Genomic DNA, 16,096 nt, shown 5'->3' with positions numbered 1-16,096 from the left:
ATTGAAAGAAAAGTAATGAAGAAAAAAAACTTTACATTTGCGGTAAACAATCATATACGAAATGAAGCGTATTTTTTTGATAGGTTATATGGGAGCCGGAAAGACGACGGTCGGTAAAGACCTCGCCAAACGAATGGGACTCTCTTTTATAGACCTGGACTGTTATATCGAAGCCCGTTACCATAAAATAGTCGGGCAGATATTTGCTGAAAAAGGGGAGGAGGCTTTCCGTGATATCGAACGGCGGATGCTCCATGAAGTGGCCATGTTTGAAGATGTATTGATCTCTACAGGCGGCGGCGCTCCCTGTTTTTTTGATAATATGGAGTTTATGAACGAGACAGGGACCACTGTTTATCTGAAGGTCTCGGTGGAAGAACTGGCAAAGCGGCTTGAAGTCTGTAAATCGACCCGGCCCGTGCTGAAAGGACGTTCCGGCGATGAATTGATTGCATTTATAGCCGAAAGCCTGGAGAAAAGAACTCCTTATTATATGAAAGCTTCAGTCGTATTTGACGCCGAAGTGATGTTGACGGAGACGGATGTACATGAAATTTCGGAAGCATTGGAAAAAATATTATAACCTAATAACGTAAGTCAGTTGTCGGACTTGCCGACCGTAAAATCGTATTATGGAAGCAACAGGAGGCAAGCAGCCCCAGGGTGCGTATATTACCCAGGAGTTGTTGAAAGAATTAAATAAGATAGGTAATCGGTTACTGATTGGTATCCCTTGTGAACGGAAAGAAGGAGAAAAACGCCTGGCGCTTACTCCCGAGGCTGTTGACATGCTGACCGATCGCGGACATCGCGTATTGGTAGAGTCGGGTGCCGGTCTGGGAATCAATTACTCCGACAATCATTACTCCGAAGCTGGTGCCGAGATCGTCGCTACTCCGGCGGAGGTTTTCCAGGCGGATATAATTCTGAAGATACTTCCTCCGTTGCCGCAGGAGATCCTGTTGATGAAACCCCGTTCAACTGTCTTTTCTATGGTTCAGTTGAACCTCTTTGCTCCGGAGGCCTTTGAATTGATGATGGCTAAGCGGATCACGGCTATAGCTTATGAGCTGATGTCGGACGATCAGAAAAGGTGCCCTGTTCTGAATGTGATTTCAGAGATAGAAGGGACCGCTTCCATCACCATTGCTTCTGAATTACTCAGTAATACCCAGGGAGGAAAAGGGATTCTATTGGGAGGTATTCCCGGTGTATCACCTACTGAAATCGTGATCGTCGGGGCCGGAAATGCCGGAACTGTTGCTGCCCGGGCGGCATTGGCACTTGGGGCATCCGTCAAGGTGTTCGATGACGATATCAACAAGTTGCGTACTATACAACAGGTGTTGGGGCAGGGATTGTTTACTTCCAATTTCCATCCGAACGTATTACATAATGCTTTCCGCACTGCCGATGTTGTGATCGGAGCAATGCGTTATATCAATACACGTTACCGTTATGTGATCGCGGAAGAACTAGTCCGGACCATGAAACGGGGATCGCTGGTGATCGATCTGCGTATCAGCCAGGGAGGTTGTTTTGAAACGACCTGCTGCCTTGCAAAATCCGATCCGACCGTGTTCGAGCAATACGGTGTATTGCATTATTGTATGCCTAATATCAGCAACCGGGTGGCACGTACCACTTCGATGGCTTTCAGTAATATATTTATACCCGTCTTCCTCGCTTTGGGAGATGCCGGAACAGTCCAGAATATGATAAAGGCAGATGATGGCTTTCGTTCAGGGGTTTACATGTATTGTGGAAAACCTGTAAACAATTACGTGTCTAATCATTTTAATTTATCATCAAATAACCTGGATCTATATCTTTCTGCTTTTTAAGTCTCAAAAGTTTTGAACTAGCCAAGTTTATTCTTTACTTTGCGGAAATCTAACTACAAACAAGCGATTAAGCTAATATAAGTAATTATGGCAGAACAAACAAAAGTAACAACGTTGGAAAAGGTTGTAATCCGTTTTTCGGGGGATTCCGGGGATGGTATGCAGTTAACCGGAACGATCTTTTCTAATCTGTCGGCTATTTTCGGAAATGAGATCTCTACATTTCCCGACTATCCGGCGGAAGTACGTGCTCCTCAGGGAACACTGAGTGGTGTATCAGGATTCCAGGTGCATCTGGGATCACGGAAGATCTTTACACCTGGTGATAAGGCGGACGTCTTGGTTGCCATGAACCCCGCCGCTTTGAAAGTGAACGTGAAGCACATCAAACCAAATGCAATTGTCATTATCGATACCGATTCATTCAAAAAGAGTGATCTGGACAAGGCTTTGTTTACAACTGACGATCCGTTCAAGGAATTAGGACTGAACAGTGTACAGGTTGTTGCTGCTCCGATCTCCACGATGGTGAAAGACGGATTGGCAGAATTTGGTCTGGATAATAAATCGGCTCTCCGCTCAAAGAATATGTTTGCTCTGGGACTTGTTTGCTGGTTGTTCGACCGTCCTCTGGAAGAAGCCATGCACATGCTCCAGAATAAATTCGCCAAAAAGCCGGTGATTGCACAAGCCAACATCAAAGCGTTGACAGACGGTTATAATTATGGTCATAATATCCATGCGTCGGTTTCTACTTACCGCATTGAAAGTAAGAAGGCCGAACCGGGATTCTATACAGACGTAAACGGAAACAAAGCTACATCCTACGGGTTGATCGCTGCCGCAGAAAAAGCAGGTTTGCAACTTTTCCTGGGTAGTTATCCTATTACTCCGGCTACTGATATTTTACATGAATTGTCCAAACGGAAAGATCTGGGTGTGATCACGGTACAGGCGGAAGACGAGATTGCCGGTATCTGTACGGCTATCGGCGGAAGCTTCGCCGGTTGTCTGGCTGCTACATCTACTTCCGGTCCCGGTTTGGCGCTGAAGAGTGAAGCGATCGGTCTGGCTGTAATAGCTGAGTTGCCGTTGGTTATCATCGACGTACAGCGCGGCGGTCCTTCAACAGGTATGCCGACCAAGAGTGAACAGACCGACCTGATGCAGGCTCTTTACGGACGTAACGGTGAAAGCCCGCTGGTGGTTGTCGCCGCATCTACTCCGACAGACTGTTTCGATGCCGCTTACTGGGCAGGTAAACTGGCTGTTGAACATATGACTCCGGTAATCCTAATGACAGATGCCTTTATTGCAAACGGTTCGTCTGCATGGAAATTACCTGATCTGGAAAATTATCCGGAGATCAAACCGAATTACGTTTCTAACTACCACGAAGAAAAACCGTGGAAAGCTTATCGTCGTGATAAAGAAAGCCTGGTTCGTTATTGGGCTGTTCCGGGAATGGAAGGTTTCGCACACCGTTTGGGTGGTCTGGAAAAAGACTACGAAACGAGTGCTATCTCGACCGATCCGATCAACCACCAGAAGATGGTTACCACCCGTCAGGCTAAGATCGATAAGATTGCCGACTTTATCCCTGAGCAGGAAGTGATCGGAGATGCCGATGCAGATCTGTTGCTGGTAGGATGGGGTGGCACATACGGTCACTTGTATGAAGCGATGGAAACGATGCAGGAACAAGGAAAGAAGGTGGCATTAGCTCACTTCAAATTCATCAGTCCGCTCCCGAAGAATACGGCAGAAATACTTTCCAGATATAAGAAGGTGGTTGTTGCCGAACAGAATAACGGACAGTTTGCCAACTATCTGCGTGGTAAGGTTCCCGGATTTAATCCGTACAGATTCAATCGCGTGAAAGGTCAGCCTTTCGTTGTTGCGAGATTAGTTGAGGAATTCACTAAAATATTGGAGGCTTAAAAAATGACAGATATAAAATTCGAACCGAAAGATTATAAAAGCGACCAGTATGTTCGTTGGTGTCCGGGCTGCGGAGACCATGCCGTATTGAACTGCTTACACAAAGCGATGGCGGAAGTAGGAGTGGCTCCTCATAATATGGCCGTTATCTCGGGTATCGGGTGTTCTTCCCGTTTACCTTATTATATGAATACATACGGTTTCCATACCATTCACGGACGTGGTGCTGCGATCGCAACTGGTGTGAAAACTGCTCGTCCCGACCTGAGTGTCTGGTTGATCACCGGTGACGGCGACTGTCTGGCTATCGGCGGTAACCATTTCATCCATGCCGTACGCCGTAATGTCGACCTGAACATAGTCCTGTTCAATAATAAGATCTATGGTCTGACTAAAGGACAGTATTCACCGACGTCCGACCGTGGTTTCGTCTCCAAGAGTTCTCCTTACGGAACGGTGGAAGATCCTTTTGTTCCTGCTGAGCTGGCTTTGGGTGCGCGCGGAAACTTCTTTGCCCGTGTGATCGATGTAGACCTGAAGAATACGACTGAAGTGCTGGCTGCCTCTGCCCGCCATAAAGGTGCTTCTGTTACGGAAGTATTGGTGAACTGTGTAATTTTTAACGACGGTATACACAAAAGTATTGTCGATAAGGAATACCGTGCCGACCGTACGATCTTCCTGCGCCACGGCGAAAAGATGATCTTTGGTAAGGAAGGTAATAAAGGTCTTGTCCTGGACGGACTGAAACTGAAAGCTGTCACGATCGGTGAAGATGGTTATACGATGGATGATATTCTGGTTCATGATGCCCATGAAAAGGATAGTACGCTTCATCTGATGTTGGCTATGATGTCGGATGATATGCCAATCGCCCTGGGGGTTATCCGCGATGTGGATGCTCCGGTGTACGATGAGGCCGTTCATCAGCAGATTGAAGAAGTGCAGGCAAAGAATCCTACCCGTACACTGAAAGACTTCCTGATGAAAGGGGAAGTTTGGGAAGTAAAATAAGAATTTACTGTTATACTGAAACAGGAGGGATGATCGTACGATCATCCCTTTTTTGTTTTATCCATCTTCGTCCATAGGAAAATGAAAAAGTTGATTTTTATCGGAAAAAAGTGAGTATAAATGATCGAAACCTGTGTTTTGAAAGAAAAACGTTATTGGAACAATGAATAAAGATTATACGAAATATACCACGGAAAAGCTGTTGGAAGATGATTTCTTTATCGAATCAAACACTTCTCCGACGCTGGATACGATCAATTTCTGGAAAGGACAGATCGCCGGCGGACTGGATGAGCAGGAATACCAGTTAGCAGTATTCTTTTTACGTTCCATCCGTGTAAAGAAAGAGCAAATGAGTAATGAACGACAGGATTTATTATGGACAAGGATCAAGGATTCGAACAAGATCCTGCAAATGCAACGTAATCGTCGCTTTCGTTCTTTTATATGGATGGTTGCCGCCTGTGTCACTGTTTTGATTATATTCTCTATTTCATATATATATACCAATGTAAACAAAACTCCGGATGTAGAAGCCATTGCCCGGGAAATGGCTGTTACTCCGGAAGCGGATGATATACAATTGGTTTTACCCGATAAGCAGATTCCGATCAGCGGACAGGAATCTCAGATCGAATATGATGCAAAAGGGACGGTGGTCGTTAATTCGGAAAAAATCGCAGATGCGTTTCAAAGCTCTGCTAACTCCTCCAAGCGATCATTGGAGTTTAATCAATTGATCGTTCCGAACGGGAAACGTTCTACCTTGATTTTAGAGGACGGAACCAAAGTCTGGGTGAATGCCGGTAGCCGGATCGTGTACCCGGTGGCATTCGCAGATAAAAAAAGAGAAATCTATGTAAACGGCGAGGTTTTCCTGGAGGTAGCACCGGATAAGAACAGACCTTTTGTCGTAAAAACGAAGGAGATGGATGTACAGGTTCTGGGTACTTCTTTTAATGTAATGGCATACGAAACGGACGAATCGGCATCGGTAGTCCTGGTGACGGGGAGTGTGCAGGTAGATACCAGGGATGATGAAGATTTTCGCCTGGAGCCTAACAGGATGTTCTCTTATCATAAGGGAGAATGTGATATAAAGGATGTCAATGTAAATGATTATATCTTATGGAAAGATGGGTTATATACATACAGAAGTGAACATTTGTCGGTAATCCTGGATCGTTTATCCCGTTATTATGGGAAAAAGATCAGTTACAAGTCTGATGTGGCAGATTTAAGATGTTCAGGAAAGCTTGATATGCAGGAGGACCTGGAGGTTGTTCTGGATGGGTTGAGTCAAACAGCTCCGATCCTCTACAAGAAAGTAGGTGAGGAGTATATATTAGTCAAAGTAGGTAAATAAATGATTGTGTATTAGGTTATTGTTTTTTGAAGCATATATGTTAACAACTTAAATTTGAAAGCCTATGGAAAAAGTTCGAATGGAATAATAATAGATCTGTAAATGCTTACAAAACCGGATAACACTGCCATGTTATCCGGTTGGATCTTTAAATTAACTAGTTGAAAATAACCATTTAAAAATCAATACAAAGATATGGTAAATAAACGATTCTCCAATTACTGGAGTGTTAAATATCGCATTATGAAAATCGCCGCTATATTCCTGATCTTGGGAATAAATGCAAGTTTGGCTAATGATACTTATTCGCAATCGACGACATTGTCTTTGAAAGCGAACAATAAGACTGTACAGGAAATCTTCTCTGAAATAGAAAAGCAAAGTGAATATGTATTTTTCTATTATGATGGTGTATTGGATATTAACCGGAAGGTGAAATTGGATATCACTGATCAGACTGTGGAAGTTATATTGAAACAGTTGTTCGAGGGAACGGATAATACCTATGTTATAAAAGACCGTCAGATATTTATCTCTAAGAAAAAGGATACAGGTTTAATTGGTCCGTTGCCACTGAAAGCCCAGAACAAAAGTACTTTTCGGGGTAAGGTGTTGGATGACTTTGGTGAACCGTTGCCGGGAGCTGCTATCCTGGTTGCAGGAAGTACCCGTGGTGTGACGACTGACCTGGACGGCTCTTTCGAACTGGAAGTGAACAAATCGGATAAGTTAGTCATTTCTTATCTGGGAATGGAAGATCAGGAAGTAGTTATCGGTAACCAAAATGATGTTGTGATCAGAATGAAACCTAAAGTAGATGAATTGGAAGAGGTTACCGTTGTTGCTTACGGTAAGCAAAAGAAGGCTAGTGTGATAGGTGCTATATCTACCATTACTTCTGAACAGCTTCAGGTACCTGTGGCGAAGCTGAGTACAAGTCTGGCCGGGCAGATGGCTGGTATTGTAGCCATACAACGTACGGGGGAACCCGGTGCCGGAGCCGACTTCTGGATACGGGGTATCAGCTCTTTCGGGGCAAACAATACACCGCTTATCCTGGTGGATGGGATAGAACGATCGATGGATTTGGTCGATCCGGAAGATATTGCGACTTTTTCTATCCTGAAGGATGCGACAGCTACGGCATTGTATGGAGTGCGTGGTGCAAACGGGATTGTCCTGATCACAACAAAACGGGGAAGAGAGGCAAAACCGGCTATCAATGCCCGGGTGGAATATGGGATTTCCAATCCGACCGTAACACCTAAAATGGCGAATGCCTCCCAATGGATGGACTATTATAATGACATCACATTACAGGGAAATGGTCAATTGGCTTATCAACCGATGAAATATGATAAATATGTCAATCATACGGATCCGGATTTGTATCCGAATGTGGACTGGTGGGATACGACGTTCCGCAATATATCGAATAATATCCGTGCGAATGTCAATGTTTCGGGAGGAGGTAAAAGTGTCCGCTATTATGTTGCCGGTTCGTTTTATAGTGAGAATGGTATTTTTAAACCGGTGAAGAACCCTCAGTATGATCCCCAGGTCGGATACAAAAAAATCAATTTCCGGGCCAATGTCGATATTAATGTGACCCGGTTGACGGAACTGAGTCTTTCGTTGTCGAACCAATATGAAATTAAGAACCGTTTAGGGGTTGCAATGGAAAGTGTTTATGAGAATACATTGGCCGTTCCTTCCGTTGCTGTTGTTCCCGTATTTTCAGATGGTAGCTTGTCCCGCCCTATTGTAGGGACTAATCCTTATCTGGATCTGAACTATACAGGTTATTCTGCTGATTTCTGGAACAATGCTCAATCTTTGATCAGCCTGACACAGGATTTTTCATTTATTACTCCCGGTTTAAAAGGGAATGCAAAATTCTCATGGGATGCCCGTAATGAATCGACTCTGGATAAGCGTAAGTCGCCGGTTACATACGATGCCTTGGGAAGAGATAAGGAAGGAAATCTGATTTTACATCAGAACCGCGACGGTAATGATTTCCTTTCTCTGGCTCGCTCTAACAGAGGGGCACAGACCTGGAACTTTGAAACATCGCTTACATACGATCAGTTATTTAACGATGACCATCGGGTGAATGGCCTGTTTTTATTCAATATCCGGGAATATACCAACAACTTCCCGACTGATTATATTGCAGCTTTTGCCAATAGAAATATCGGTATTGCAGGCCGTACAGCTTATTCTTTCAGGGATAAATATTTTGCAGAATTCAATTTTGGTTATAATGGCTCTGAAAACTTCGCTCCGGGAAAACGTTTCGGTTTTTTCCCTTCCGGTGCTTTGGGCTATATGATCAGTAATGAAGATTTCTGGAAACCCCTGTCATCTGTGATCTCCTTATTGAAGATTAAGGGTTCTTATGGAGAGATAGGAAATGATAAGATCGGCGGTGATCGTCGTTTTGCGTATAATACCGAGATGCAGTATACGGGAGGTTGGAATTTCGGACGTGATCAGGCAAAGTGGATCGGAGGTATCGCAACCGGACATCCCGGTAACCCAAATGTATCCTGGGAAACTGCCAAGAAGACGGATGTCGGTTTTGAATTAGGACTGTTCCATCGTATTAAACTGAGTGCCGATTATTTTAAAGAAAAACGCGAAGGTATTTATATTCAGCAACAAAGTATTCCTTCGGTAGTCGGTATTAACGTGACGCAGTATGTGAATTTAGGTAAGATGCAGAATCAGGGGATAGATATGACGCTGGAATATGAACAGCAGGTAAATGATGAGTTATATATATCCGGACGTGGAAACTTTACCTTTAACCGTAATAAAGTATTGTATGATGATAAACCGAATCAGCAATGGCCTTATTTGAATGATGTAGGTTTTCCGATGGATCAACATAGGGGGCTGGTTGCTATTGGTTTGTTTGAGTCGGAGAAAGATATTGCGAACAGTCCGACACAAACCTTCGGTCCGGTACGTCCGGGAGATATCAAATACCGGGATATAGACGGGAACGGGATTATCGACTCAAACGACCGGGTTCCGATGGGATATACGACAATCCCTGAGATCAACTATGGTTTCGGTGTGAGCCTGCGATGGAGACGTTTTGATTTATCCGTATTCTTTCAGGGAGCTACCCATGTAGGGCGTATGATCGGAGGAAGCCAGGTGTACGGTAGTGACGGCAGTATTCTGTCTCTTGGAAACTTCTATGAAGAGGTAGCAGAGAACCGTTGGACTGAATGGAATCCGGATCCGAATGCGAAATATCCCCGTATGTGGATGTCGGCCTTTGACAATAATAAGCAACAGTCTTCCTTTTGGTGGCGCGATATGAGCTATATCCGTTTGAAAAATGCGGAGATAGGATATTCATTACCTAAAGAACTGATACAAAAGATAGGTCTTTCGACGATACGTTTTTATATACAGGGTGTCAATCTGCTGACGTTTAGCGGCTTCAAATTATGGGATCCGGAACTGAATACCGGAACCGGAGGACTATATCCCCAAATGCGTACGGCTGCCATAGGAATGAATGTTAACTTTTAATTATTAAGCATATGAAAAAATATAAGCATAGATATACAGTAATCAGTCTGTTATGCATGATCGGCATGTTGTTTACCGGTTGTGATGGTTTTCTGGATGTAGAGTTGGATAATCAGATTAAACTGGAGGAAGTATTCAATAAACGTTCCACAACCGAACAATATCTGGCACAAGTGTATGGCTTTGTTCCCCAGACATATAATTGGCATGAAAATGCTGTCGGTGCTAATATCCCCATGAGTGATGAAGCTCTGTTTTCCTGGATGTCCGGATTGGGGTACCATAGTTTTTTGAATGGGACATGGAGTGTCACGACTACCTCCTATGCGATCTGGAAAAATATGTATCAGGCCATTAATCAGGCTACCGTATTTATGAACCACGTAGATGAGTGTGTGGAATTGACCCAGAAAGAAAAAGATATAATGAAGGCGGAGGCTCGTTTTTTGAGAGCTTATTTCTATACACTCTTAATAGATCGGTACGGACCGATTTATGTTTGGGGAGACCAGGATTCTGATTCCAGTATTCATGCGGAAGATGTTGATCGCCATCCGCTGGAAGCAAATGTGCAGTTTGTGCTGGAAGAATATGATAAGGCCGCAGAGATTTTACCTTTACAGATTACGGATCTCAGTTGGTACGGGCGTGTAACGAAAGGAGTTGTGTTGGCTGCTAAGGCCCGTTTCCTGTTGTATATGGCAAGTCCGCTGTTCAATGGCTGTTCTCTGTATAAGGGAATGCAGAATAAAGACGGAGAATTATTATTCCCGCAGTCACCGGACCTAGAAAAGTGGCAAAAGGCGGCTGATGCAGCTAAGGCTGTCATCGATCTGGGAATTTATGATCTGGTACGGAACACGACAGAAACAGATCCGTTCAAACGGGCAATCCGTTCGTATATGGCGATAACATTGGAAAAATGGAATAAAGAACTTATTTGGGGACAATGGCAAACTGATGGAATGTTCATTGTTGTTCGTTGTAATCCTCCCCAGTTCTGTAAGACCGGTTATGGTGGATATTGCCCTTCTATCCGTTTGGTCGATACTTATCCTATGGCTGCTTCAGGGCGCTTCCCTGTCACGGGATATAATGCGGATGGTTCTCCGGTTATAGACTCGAAATCCGGTTATGTGGAAGATGGTTTTAAGGATAGTTATAAACATCCGTTGGATACTTTCCTGCTTGTAAAAGCACATAACAGTTGTGTCGGGCGTGACGCTCGTTTTTATGCTTCTGTTTTAGCGAATGGATTCCCGTGGCTGAATCCGGCGATGAGAAAAGAGGCCGTTACATTCTTTGATGGAGGTACTTCTTCCTATTCAGGTAGTGGCGATTGCGTAAAGGTTGGATATTCCTGGCGCAGAATGACCGACCCGACTTTGAATACGGACCAGGGTAACTGGGGGCAATTGGTCGCTCCGATCTTTCGTTTAGGGGAAATTTATCTGAACTATGCGGAAGCCTGTAACGAAAAACCGAACCGGGATGAGGCCGAAGCTTTGAAGTATATCAACCTGGTCCGTGAACGTTCCGGTTTGAATAAACTGGAGGATGCTTATCCGGAAGTCAAAGGAAATAAAAACTTACTTCGTGAGCTTATACAGAAAGAACGTATGGTCGAATTGGCATTCGAGACACTCCGGCTACCGGACCTTCGCCGGTGGATGACCGCTAAAGATGTTCTGAACGGAAAAGTATGGACAAGGAATGTCGCTGCGAAAAATTATGAAGACTCATGGCACAGGACAACGTCTATCTGGGCTTCAGGAGACAGGGTATTCACGGACAAAAATTATCTGTTCCCTATTCCTCAGGAGCAATTGAATGAAATGCAGAATTTGACACAAAATTATGGTTGGTAATAAAAAATGAAGAATATGAAATTCAAATATAATATATTTCTGATGGCCTTATCGGTATTCTCGTTGTGGTTTGTTTCATGTGACGAATACAGGGATGCGGATGAATTGGATGATCAGCTTTATCTGCAAAAATCAGGGTTGCTGGAAGCTAAGGTCTTTAATTGGGGTACTTTTACCTATGAACTGCCTGTGATAAAGAGTGGTAAAGGAAATCATTCCGCAACCGTCCGCCTGTCGGTGGATGAATCCGTTTTGGCTGCTTATAACGAAACGAACGGTACCGATTATAAACTGATGCCGGATAATTGTTATTCGCTGAAAGAGGGGAGTTTATCTTTTACGGAAGATGATTACAGAAAGTTCTTTCTGATTGATTTTGATCCCGCCTCCCTGACTGATCTGGGCAACGATGGTTTGCAATATGTACTGCCCTGTTTGTTGGTGACCGATAAAGCGGATATTCGGATCGCAGAGGAGGATAAGGCGCAGATTCTGATCAAGCCTTCTGTTTATCAGCCTTATATCGGTTTCGAAACTCCGGGTATATACAGGACGGGATCTGAGTTCAGTATAAAAACGGATGATGATGATGTTCTGGTCATTTATCCTAAGGTACAGGTCAATTATTATAATGACTGGGATATTTCTTATGATGTCGAGGTGAATTCAGCTGCACTGGATGAATATAACGGTTCCCTGAGTGCAGGTGCCCGAAAATATAAATTACTGCCGGAAGGTGCCTATACGATAGATCGTTCGACTTGTATCCTGAAAAAGAACCGGGATTATGAATATCTAAAAATCACATTGGAGGAGAAAGCATTTAAAGTAGATGAAAATAATTATGCTTTCGGGTACTATGCCCTTCCTCTCAAAATAGCTTCTGTCTCAAAGTACGGAATCGATCCGGAGGCGGATGTTACAATCTATCCGATCTCTATCCAGCCCCCGGTTATGGAGAAAACCGACTGGACGATAGAAGAGTGTAATTCTATTATTACGGATGAAGTCGAGAACGCTTCGTCGATGGATATACCGGATAATCTACTGGATAATAATAATAACACTTATTGGTGTACAAGGGCTATCAAGCCGATTGAATTTCCTTATTTTGTCACTATAAATTTGCAGGAGAGTTGTAGTTTATATCGTTTGGGATTCCAGTTGCCGGAAGATGAATCACTGGGAAATATCAAATCAGGCTATTTTGAAGTTAGCACAGATGGTGAGAATTGGACAAAAATTGTAGATTGGAGCCGCAAAAGCAATCTGGAGGATCGTTCAATGGAACTGGATTTCTCAATGCAACAAGCCAATTATATCCGTTTCGTTATTACGGATGCATTTGAATATGCAGATCCGGCATTGGGCAAAGCAAGTGGTGCGGTTTGCCAGGTAGCAGAGATTAATGGTTGGGGTATTTAATAACAGATGTTATGTCAAATAGAAGAACTTTTATTAAACAAATGATGGCTGGAGGTATATTATTACCTTCAGCTCCCCAACTCCTGGCGGAGGGAAACTCTTCCGGAGTGGTTGGAAATGGGGAATCTGTCGGTTCCCGCGAGATACGCATTGCTTTAATCGGTAAAGGCGGAATGGGGACTGCTGATGCGAATTGTGCTTTACGGGTACCAGGGGTAAAGATCACGGCCGTATGTGATGTTTATGAAACGCGTTTGGAGGATGCTAAAAAACAGTGGGGAGATCATATTTTCACAACAAAAGATTATAATGATATTCTGAAACGTAGCGATGTCGATGCCGTACTGATCGGAACTCCCGACCATTGGCATCAACCCATTGCCATTGCTGCCATGAAAGCTGGTAAGCATGTATATTGTGAAAAACCGGTTATCCATAAAATCAGTGAGGCAGAAAAACTGATCGATGCGCAACGGGTAAGCGGTATGTATTTTCAGGCCGGGAGTCAGGGTATGGCTTCTTTAGGGAATAGAAAAGCCCGGCAACTGTTGCGATCCGGGGCTATCGGCAAAGTCAATTTTATAGACGGGCAGTTTACGGGTGCTCCGGGAACATTGGGATATTATCCGGTAGCTGATAATGCTTCTGAAAAAACAATCTGGTGGAAACGGTTCTTAGGAAATGCACCTAAGCATAAATTCGATCCCCAACGTTTCTTTTATTGGAGGAACTGGAAAGATTACGGAACCGGCATTGCCGGAGATCTGTTCGTGCATGTGCTGGCAAGCCTTCACTATATAACTGATGCTATTGGTCCGGAAAAAGTTTATACGACAGGTGGTATCCGGCATTATACAGACGGATACCGGGATACTCCTGATGTGATGCTTGCTTATCTGGATTATCCGGACAGAGAGGATCTGGGAGCATTCACCGTACAGTTGGGTGCAAACTATGTCGACGGTGTTTCCCGTAAATGGGGAAGTATGGACTTTCGTATTGTCGGTTCGGAAGGAACTCTCGATGTGGCATGGGATAAGGTCACTTTAAAAACGTTGCATAAGGCTGATACGGCCTTCTTGCAAGCATTGGAGCCGATAGGACAGGGGATTGATACGCCGGTTATCAAATCGGAAAAGGAGATAGAATTCATTGCTTCATCGGACTATAAGGGTGGGCATTATGATCATTTTGAAAACTTTTTTACGGGTATCCGTAATAAAACCCCGCTTGTTTGTGATGTCATGTTTTCTGTAAGATCCGCTGCTCCGGCCTTGTTGAGTTATGAAAGTTATGAACGGGGAGAGGCTGTTTATTGGGATGCTGAGAATCTGAAAGAAAGAAAAAATAAACTTTAAAAGGAGATTTGTCTATGAAAATTATAGGATATGCAGTCTTGTTGTTGCTAATAAGCTGTCCTTTGTTCGCATCGAATCCGGTTCTTCCATCGACAGCGGAAACAGTTGTTCCATACCGGTTATCGGAGCAGGAGAAGAAGGATGGTTACCGGTTGTTGTTTGACGGAACTACTCTGGATGGATGGATTAACAACTCTGATGAGTATATATTGGAAAACGGTTGTATTGCTAAAAAAGCCTCGGGATTCGGTAATCTTTATTCGGAGGATAGTTACTGTAATTTCGTATTGAAATTTGAATTTCAACTGACACCCGGAGCAAATAACGGATTGGGTCTTCGGCATATCATAGTTCCGGAAGGTTATTTGGGTATGGAACTTCAGATACTGGATAATGACGATCCTCAATATAAGGACCTGAAGCCCTACCAGTATCACGGAGGTTTATATAATTATGCTCCGGCCAAGCGCGGGTATTTAAAACCGGTGGGCGAATGGAATCAACAGGAAGTGATAGCCCGGGGAGCCAATATTAAGATCATATTGAATGGGACGGTCATTCTCGATACGAATATCAAGAAAGTGATTAAGGATATTCCGTATGATAAAGTACAGTCCGGATTGCGTAATTCATGTGGTCACATCGCTTTCCTGGGACACGACTCGGTAGTCAGGTTCAGATATATCCGTATAAAAGTTCTCGATTGAGAACCACGCAATTGCTTATAAAACAAACGACAGATTACTGATGAATTGTTTTATAGGCAATTGTAAGTTATATACTGATAAGAAGGAACAGGACAAATTGCATTTCTGCCCGTGAGAAAGTGGTACGCAGCTTTTTTAAAGACCTTTGTATCAGATTCTGGGTAGATTGGTAATTCATATCCATGATCTGGCAAATCTCTTCATAAGATAATCCTTCTACAAAACGATAATAGATGATTTCCTTCTGGCGTGGCGATAAAACCTCGAGCATCCGGATCATTTTCTCATTCAGGAATTGTTCTTTTTCATTTTCGATAATCTCATCCTCAATCGTATATTCTGCTGCAAAAACAGGTTCCAGCGAATCGATCTGACTGTATTTTATATCTTTTCTGAATATGTTAAATAGCTTGTTTTTCAAGGATATGAAAAGATATAGTTTGATATTGTCCGTAGACTGGAGATGTTTGCGGTTCTGAAATATCTTTACGAACACATCCTGTATACAATCTTCTACCAGCCCTTTATCAGAGGTAAAATGCATGCCATAAGCATATAATGCCTGCGAGTACTCTCTATAAATATATGTATAAGCTTCATCATCTCCACAAAGAAAATTCTCCCAGATTATCTGATCTGAGTATCTCTCTTTTGCAGTCACGGGGGTTGACTCAGTGTTTTTTCTCATAAGAATGCTACGTGGTTAGACCTTGTTCAGAATCAGAACACAAAGATTGGGAAAAACTACTCATCTTTTTCTGTAAATATATTCACTTTTTTCCAAGTGACTACTTTGGTTGACACTTCTGTCGCAGATTGTAAAGTGTAGTTGACAAATAGACTACCCTGATTGTTAATTGCATGGAAAAGAGCAATTATTACTGAAAAATTTCCTTAATAGAGTATCAGCTATAAAAAAAAATATTACTTTTGTACCGGTCTTAACAAGGCGGGGTAACAGCAGGTTACAAACAGGTATTAGTTCTATTATTTTTTAATTTCGAGAGAGAGAAAAGTTATA

11 protein-coding genes are annotated in these 16,096 nt (G+C 43.2%); 10 read left to right on the top strand and 1 reads right to left on the bottom strand.

The genetic code is table 11. From position 1 onward, the window contains the following. Nucleotides 1-61 precede the first annotated feature (61 nt). The 10 genes from IEY67_RS19980 to IEY67_RS19935 all read left to right on the top strand — a co-directional run bounded on the left by IEY67_RS19980 (nt 62) and on the right by IEY67_RS19935 (nt 15,075). On the top strand, nt 62-583 hold the full coding sequence (locus IEY67_RS19980; RefSeq protein ID WP_122376382.1) for a shikimate kinase: 522 nt from the start codon (nt 62-64) through the stop codon (nt 581-583). Between the two features lie 49 nt (nt 584-632). Further along, a complete protein-coding gene (locus IEY67_RS19975) occupies nt 633-1,844 on the top strand; it encodes an alanine dehydrogenase (RefSeq protein WP_183671978.1) in 1,212 nt (403 codons plus the stop codon). 87 nt (nt 1,845-1,931) lie between these two features. Then, on the top strand, nt 1,932-3,785 hold the full coding sequence (locus tag IEY67_RS19970; RefSeq protein ID WP_183671976.1) for a 2-oxoacid:acceptor oxidoreductase subunit alpha: 1,854 nt from the start codon (nt 1,932-1,934) through the stop codon (nt 3,783-3,785). 3 nt (nt 3,786-3,788) lie between these two features. Further along, nucleotides 3,789-4,799, top strand: a complete 1,011-nt coding sequence (locus IEY67_RS19965) for a 2-oxoacid:ferredoxin oxidoreductase subunit beta (RefSeq protein WP_183671975.1) — start codon at nt 3,789-3,791, stop codon at nt 4,797-4,799. A 163-nt stretch (nt 4,800-4,962) separates the two neighbouring features. After that, nucleotides 4,963-6,165, top strand: a complete 1,203-nt coding sequence (locus tag IEY67_RS19960; protein ID WP_183671974.1) for a FecR family protein — start codon at nt 4,963-4,965, stop codon at nt 6,163-6,165. A 195-nt stretch (nt 6,166-6,360) separates the two neighbouring features. Further along, nucleotides 6,361-9,717: a TonB-dependent receptor gene (locus tag IEY67_RS19955; protein WP_183671972.1), complete on the top strand. Its 3,357-nt coding sequence runs from the start codon at nt 6,361-6,363 to the stop codon at nt 9,715-9,717. Nucleotides 9,718-9,728: 11 nt separating this feature from the next. Continuing rightward, complete coding sequence (locus IEY67_RS19950; RefSeq protein ID WP_183671971.1) at nt 9,729-11,585, top strand: RagB/SusD family nutrient uptake outer membrane protein; 1,857 nt, start codon at nt 9,729-9,731, stop codon at nt 11,583-11,585. A 15-nt stretch (nt 11,586-11,600) separates the two neighbouring features. Beyond that, nucleotides 11,601-13,010, top strand: a complete 1,410-nt coding sequence (locus IEY67_RS19945) for a BT_3987 domain-containing protein (protein ID WP_183671968.1) — start codon at nt 11,601-11,603, stop codon at nt 13,008-13,010. Between the two features lie 11 nt (nt 13,011-13,021). Next, nucleotides 13,022-14,368: a Gfo/Idh/MocA family protein gene (locus IEY67_RS19940; RefSeq protein ID WP_183671967.1), complete on the top strand. Its 1,347-nt coding sequence runs from the start codon at nt 13,022-13,024 to the stop codon at nt 14,366-14,368. Nucleotides 14,369-14,382: 14 nt separating this feature from the next. Further along, nucleotides 14,383-15,075 carry a 3-keto-disaccharide hydrolase gene (locus IEY67_RS19935; RefSeq protein ID WP_122353448.1) on the top strand — a complete coding sequence of 231 codons (693 nt, stop codon included), beginning with the start codon at nt 14,383-14,385 and terminating at the stop codon, nt 15,073-15,075. A 67-nt stretch (nt 15,076-15,142) separates the two neighbouring features. Here the strand turns inward: IEY67_RS19935 and IEY67_RS19930 are convergent, their stop codons facing one another. Further along, nucleotides 15,143-15,763, bottom strand: coding sequence for an RNA polymerase sigma factor (locus tag IEY67_RS19930; protein WP_122376388.1), 621 nt, complete (start codon nt 15,761-15,763; stop codon nt 15,143-15,145). Nucleotides 15,764-16,096 lie beyond the last annotated feature (333 nt).

The sequence above is a fragment of the Parabacteroides faecis genome, assembly GCF_014647375.1.
Taxonomy (GTDB): Bacteria; Bacteroidota; Bacteroidia; order Bacteroidales; family Tannerellaceae; genus Parabacteroides; species Parabacteroides faecis.
Note: the sequence above shows the minus strand (reverse complement) of the source record. Positions and strands in the feature narration are given on the sequence as shown.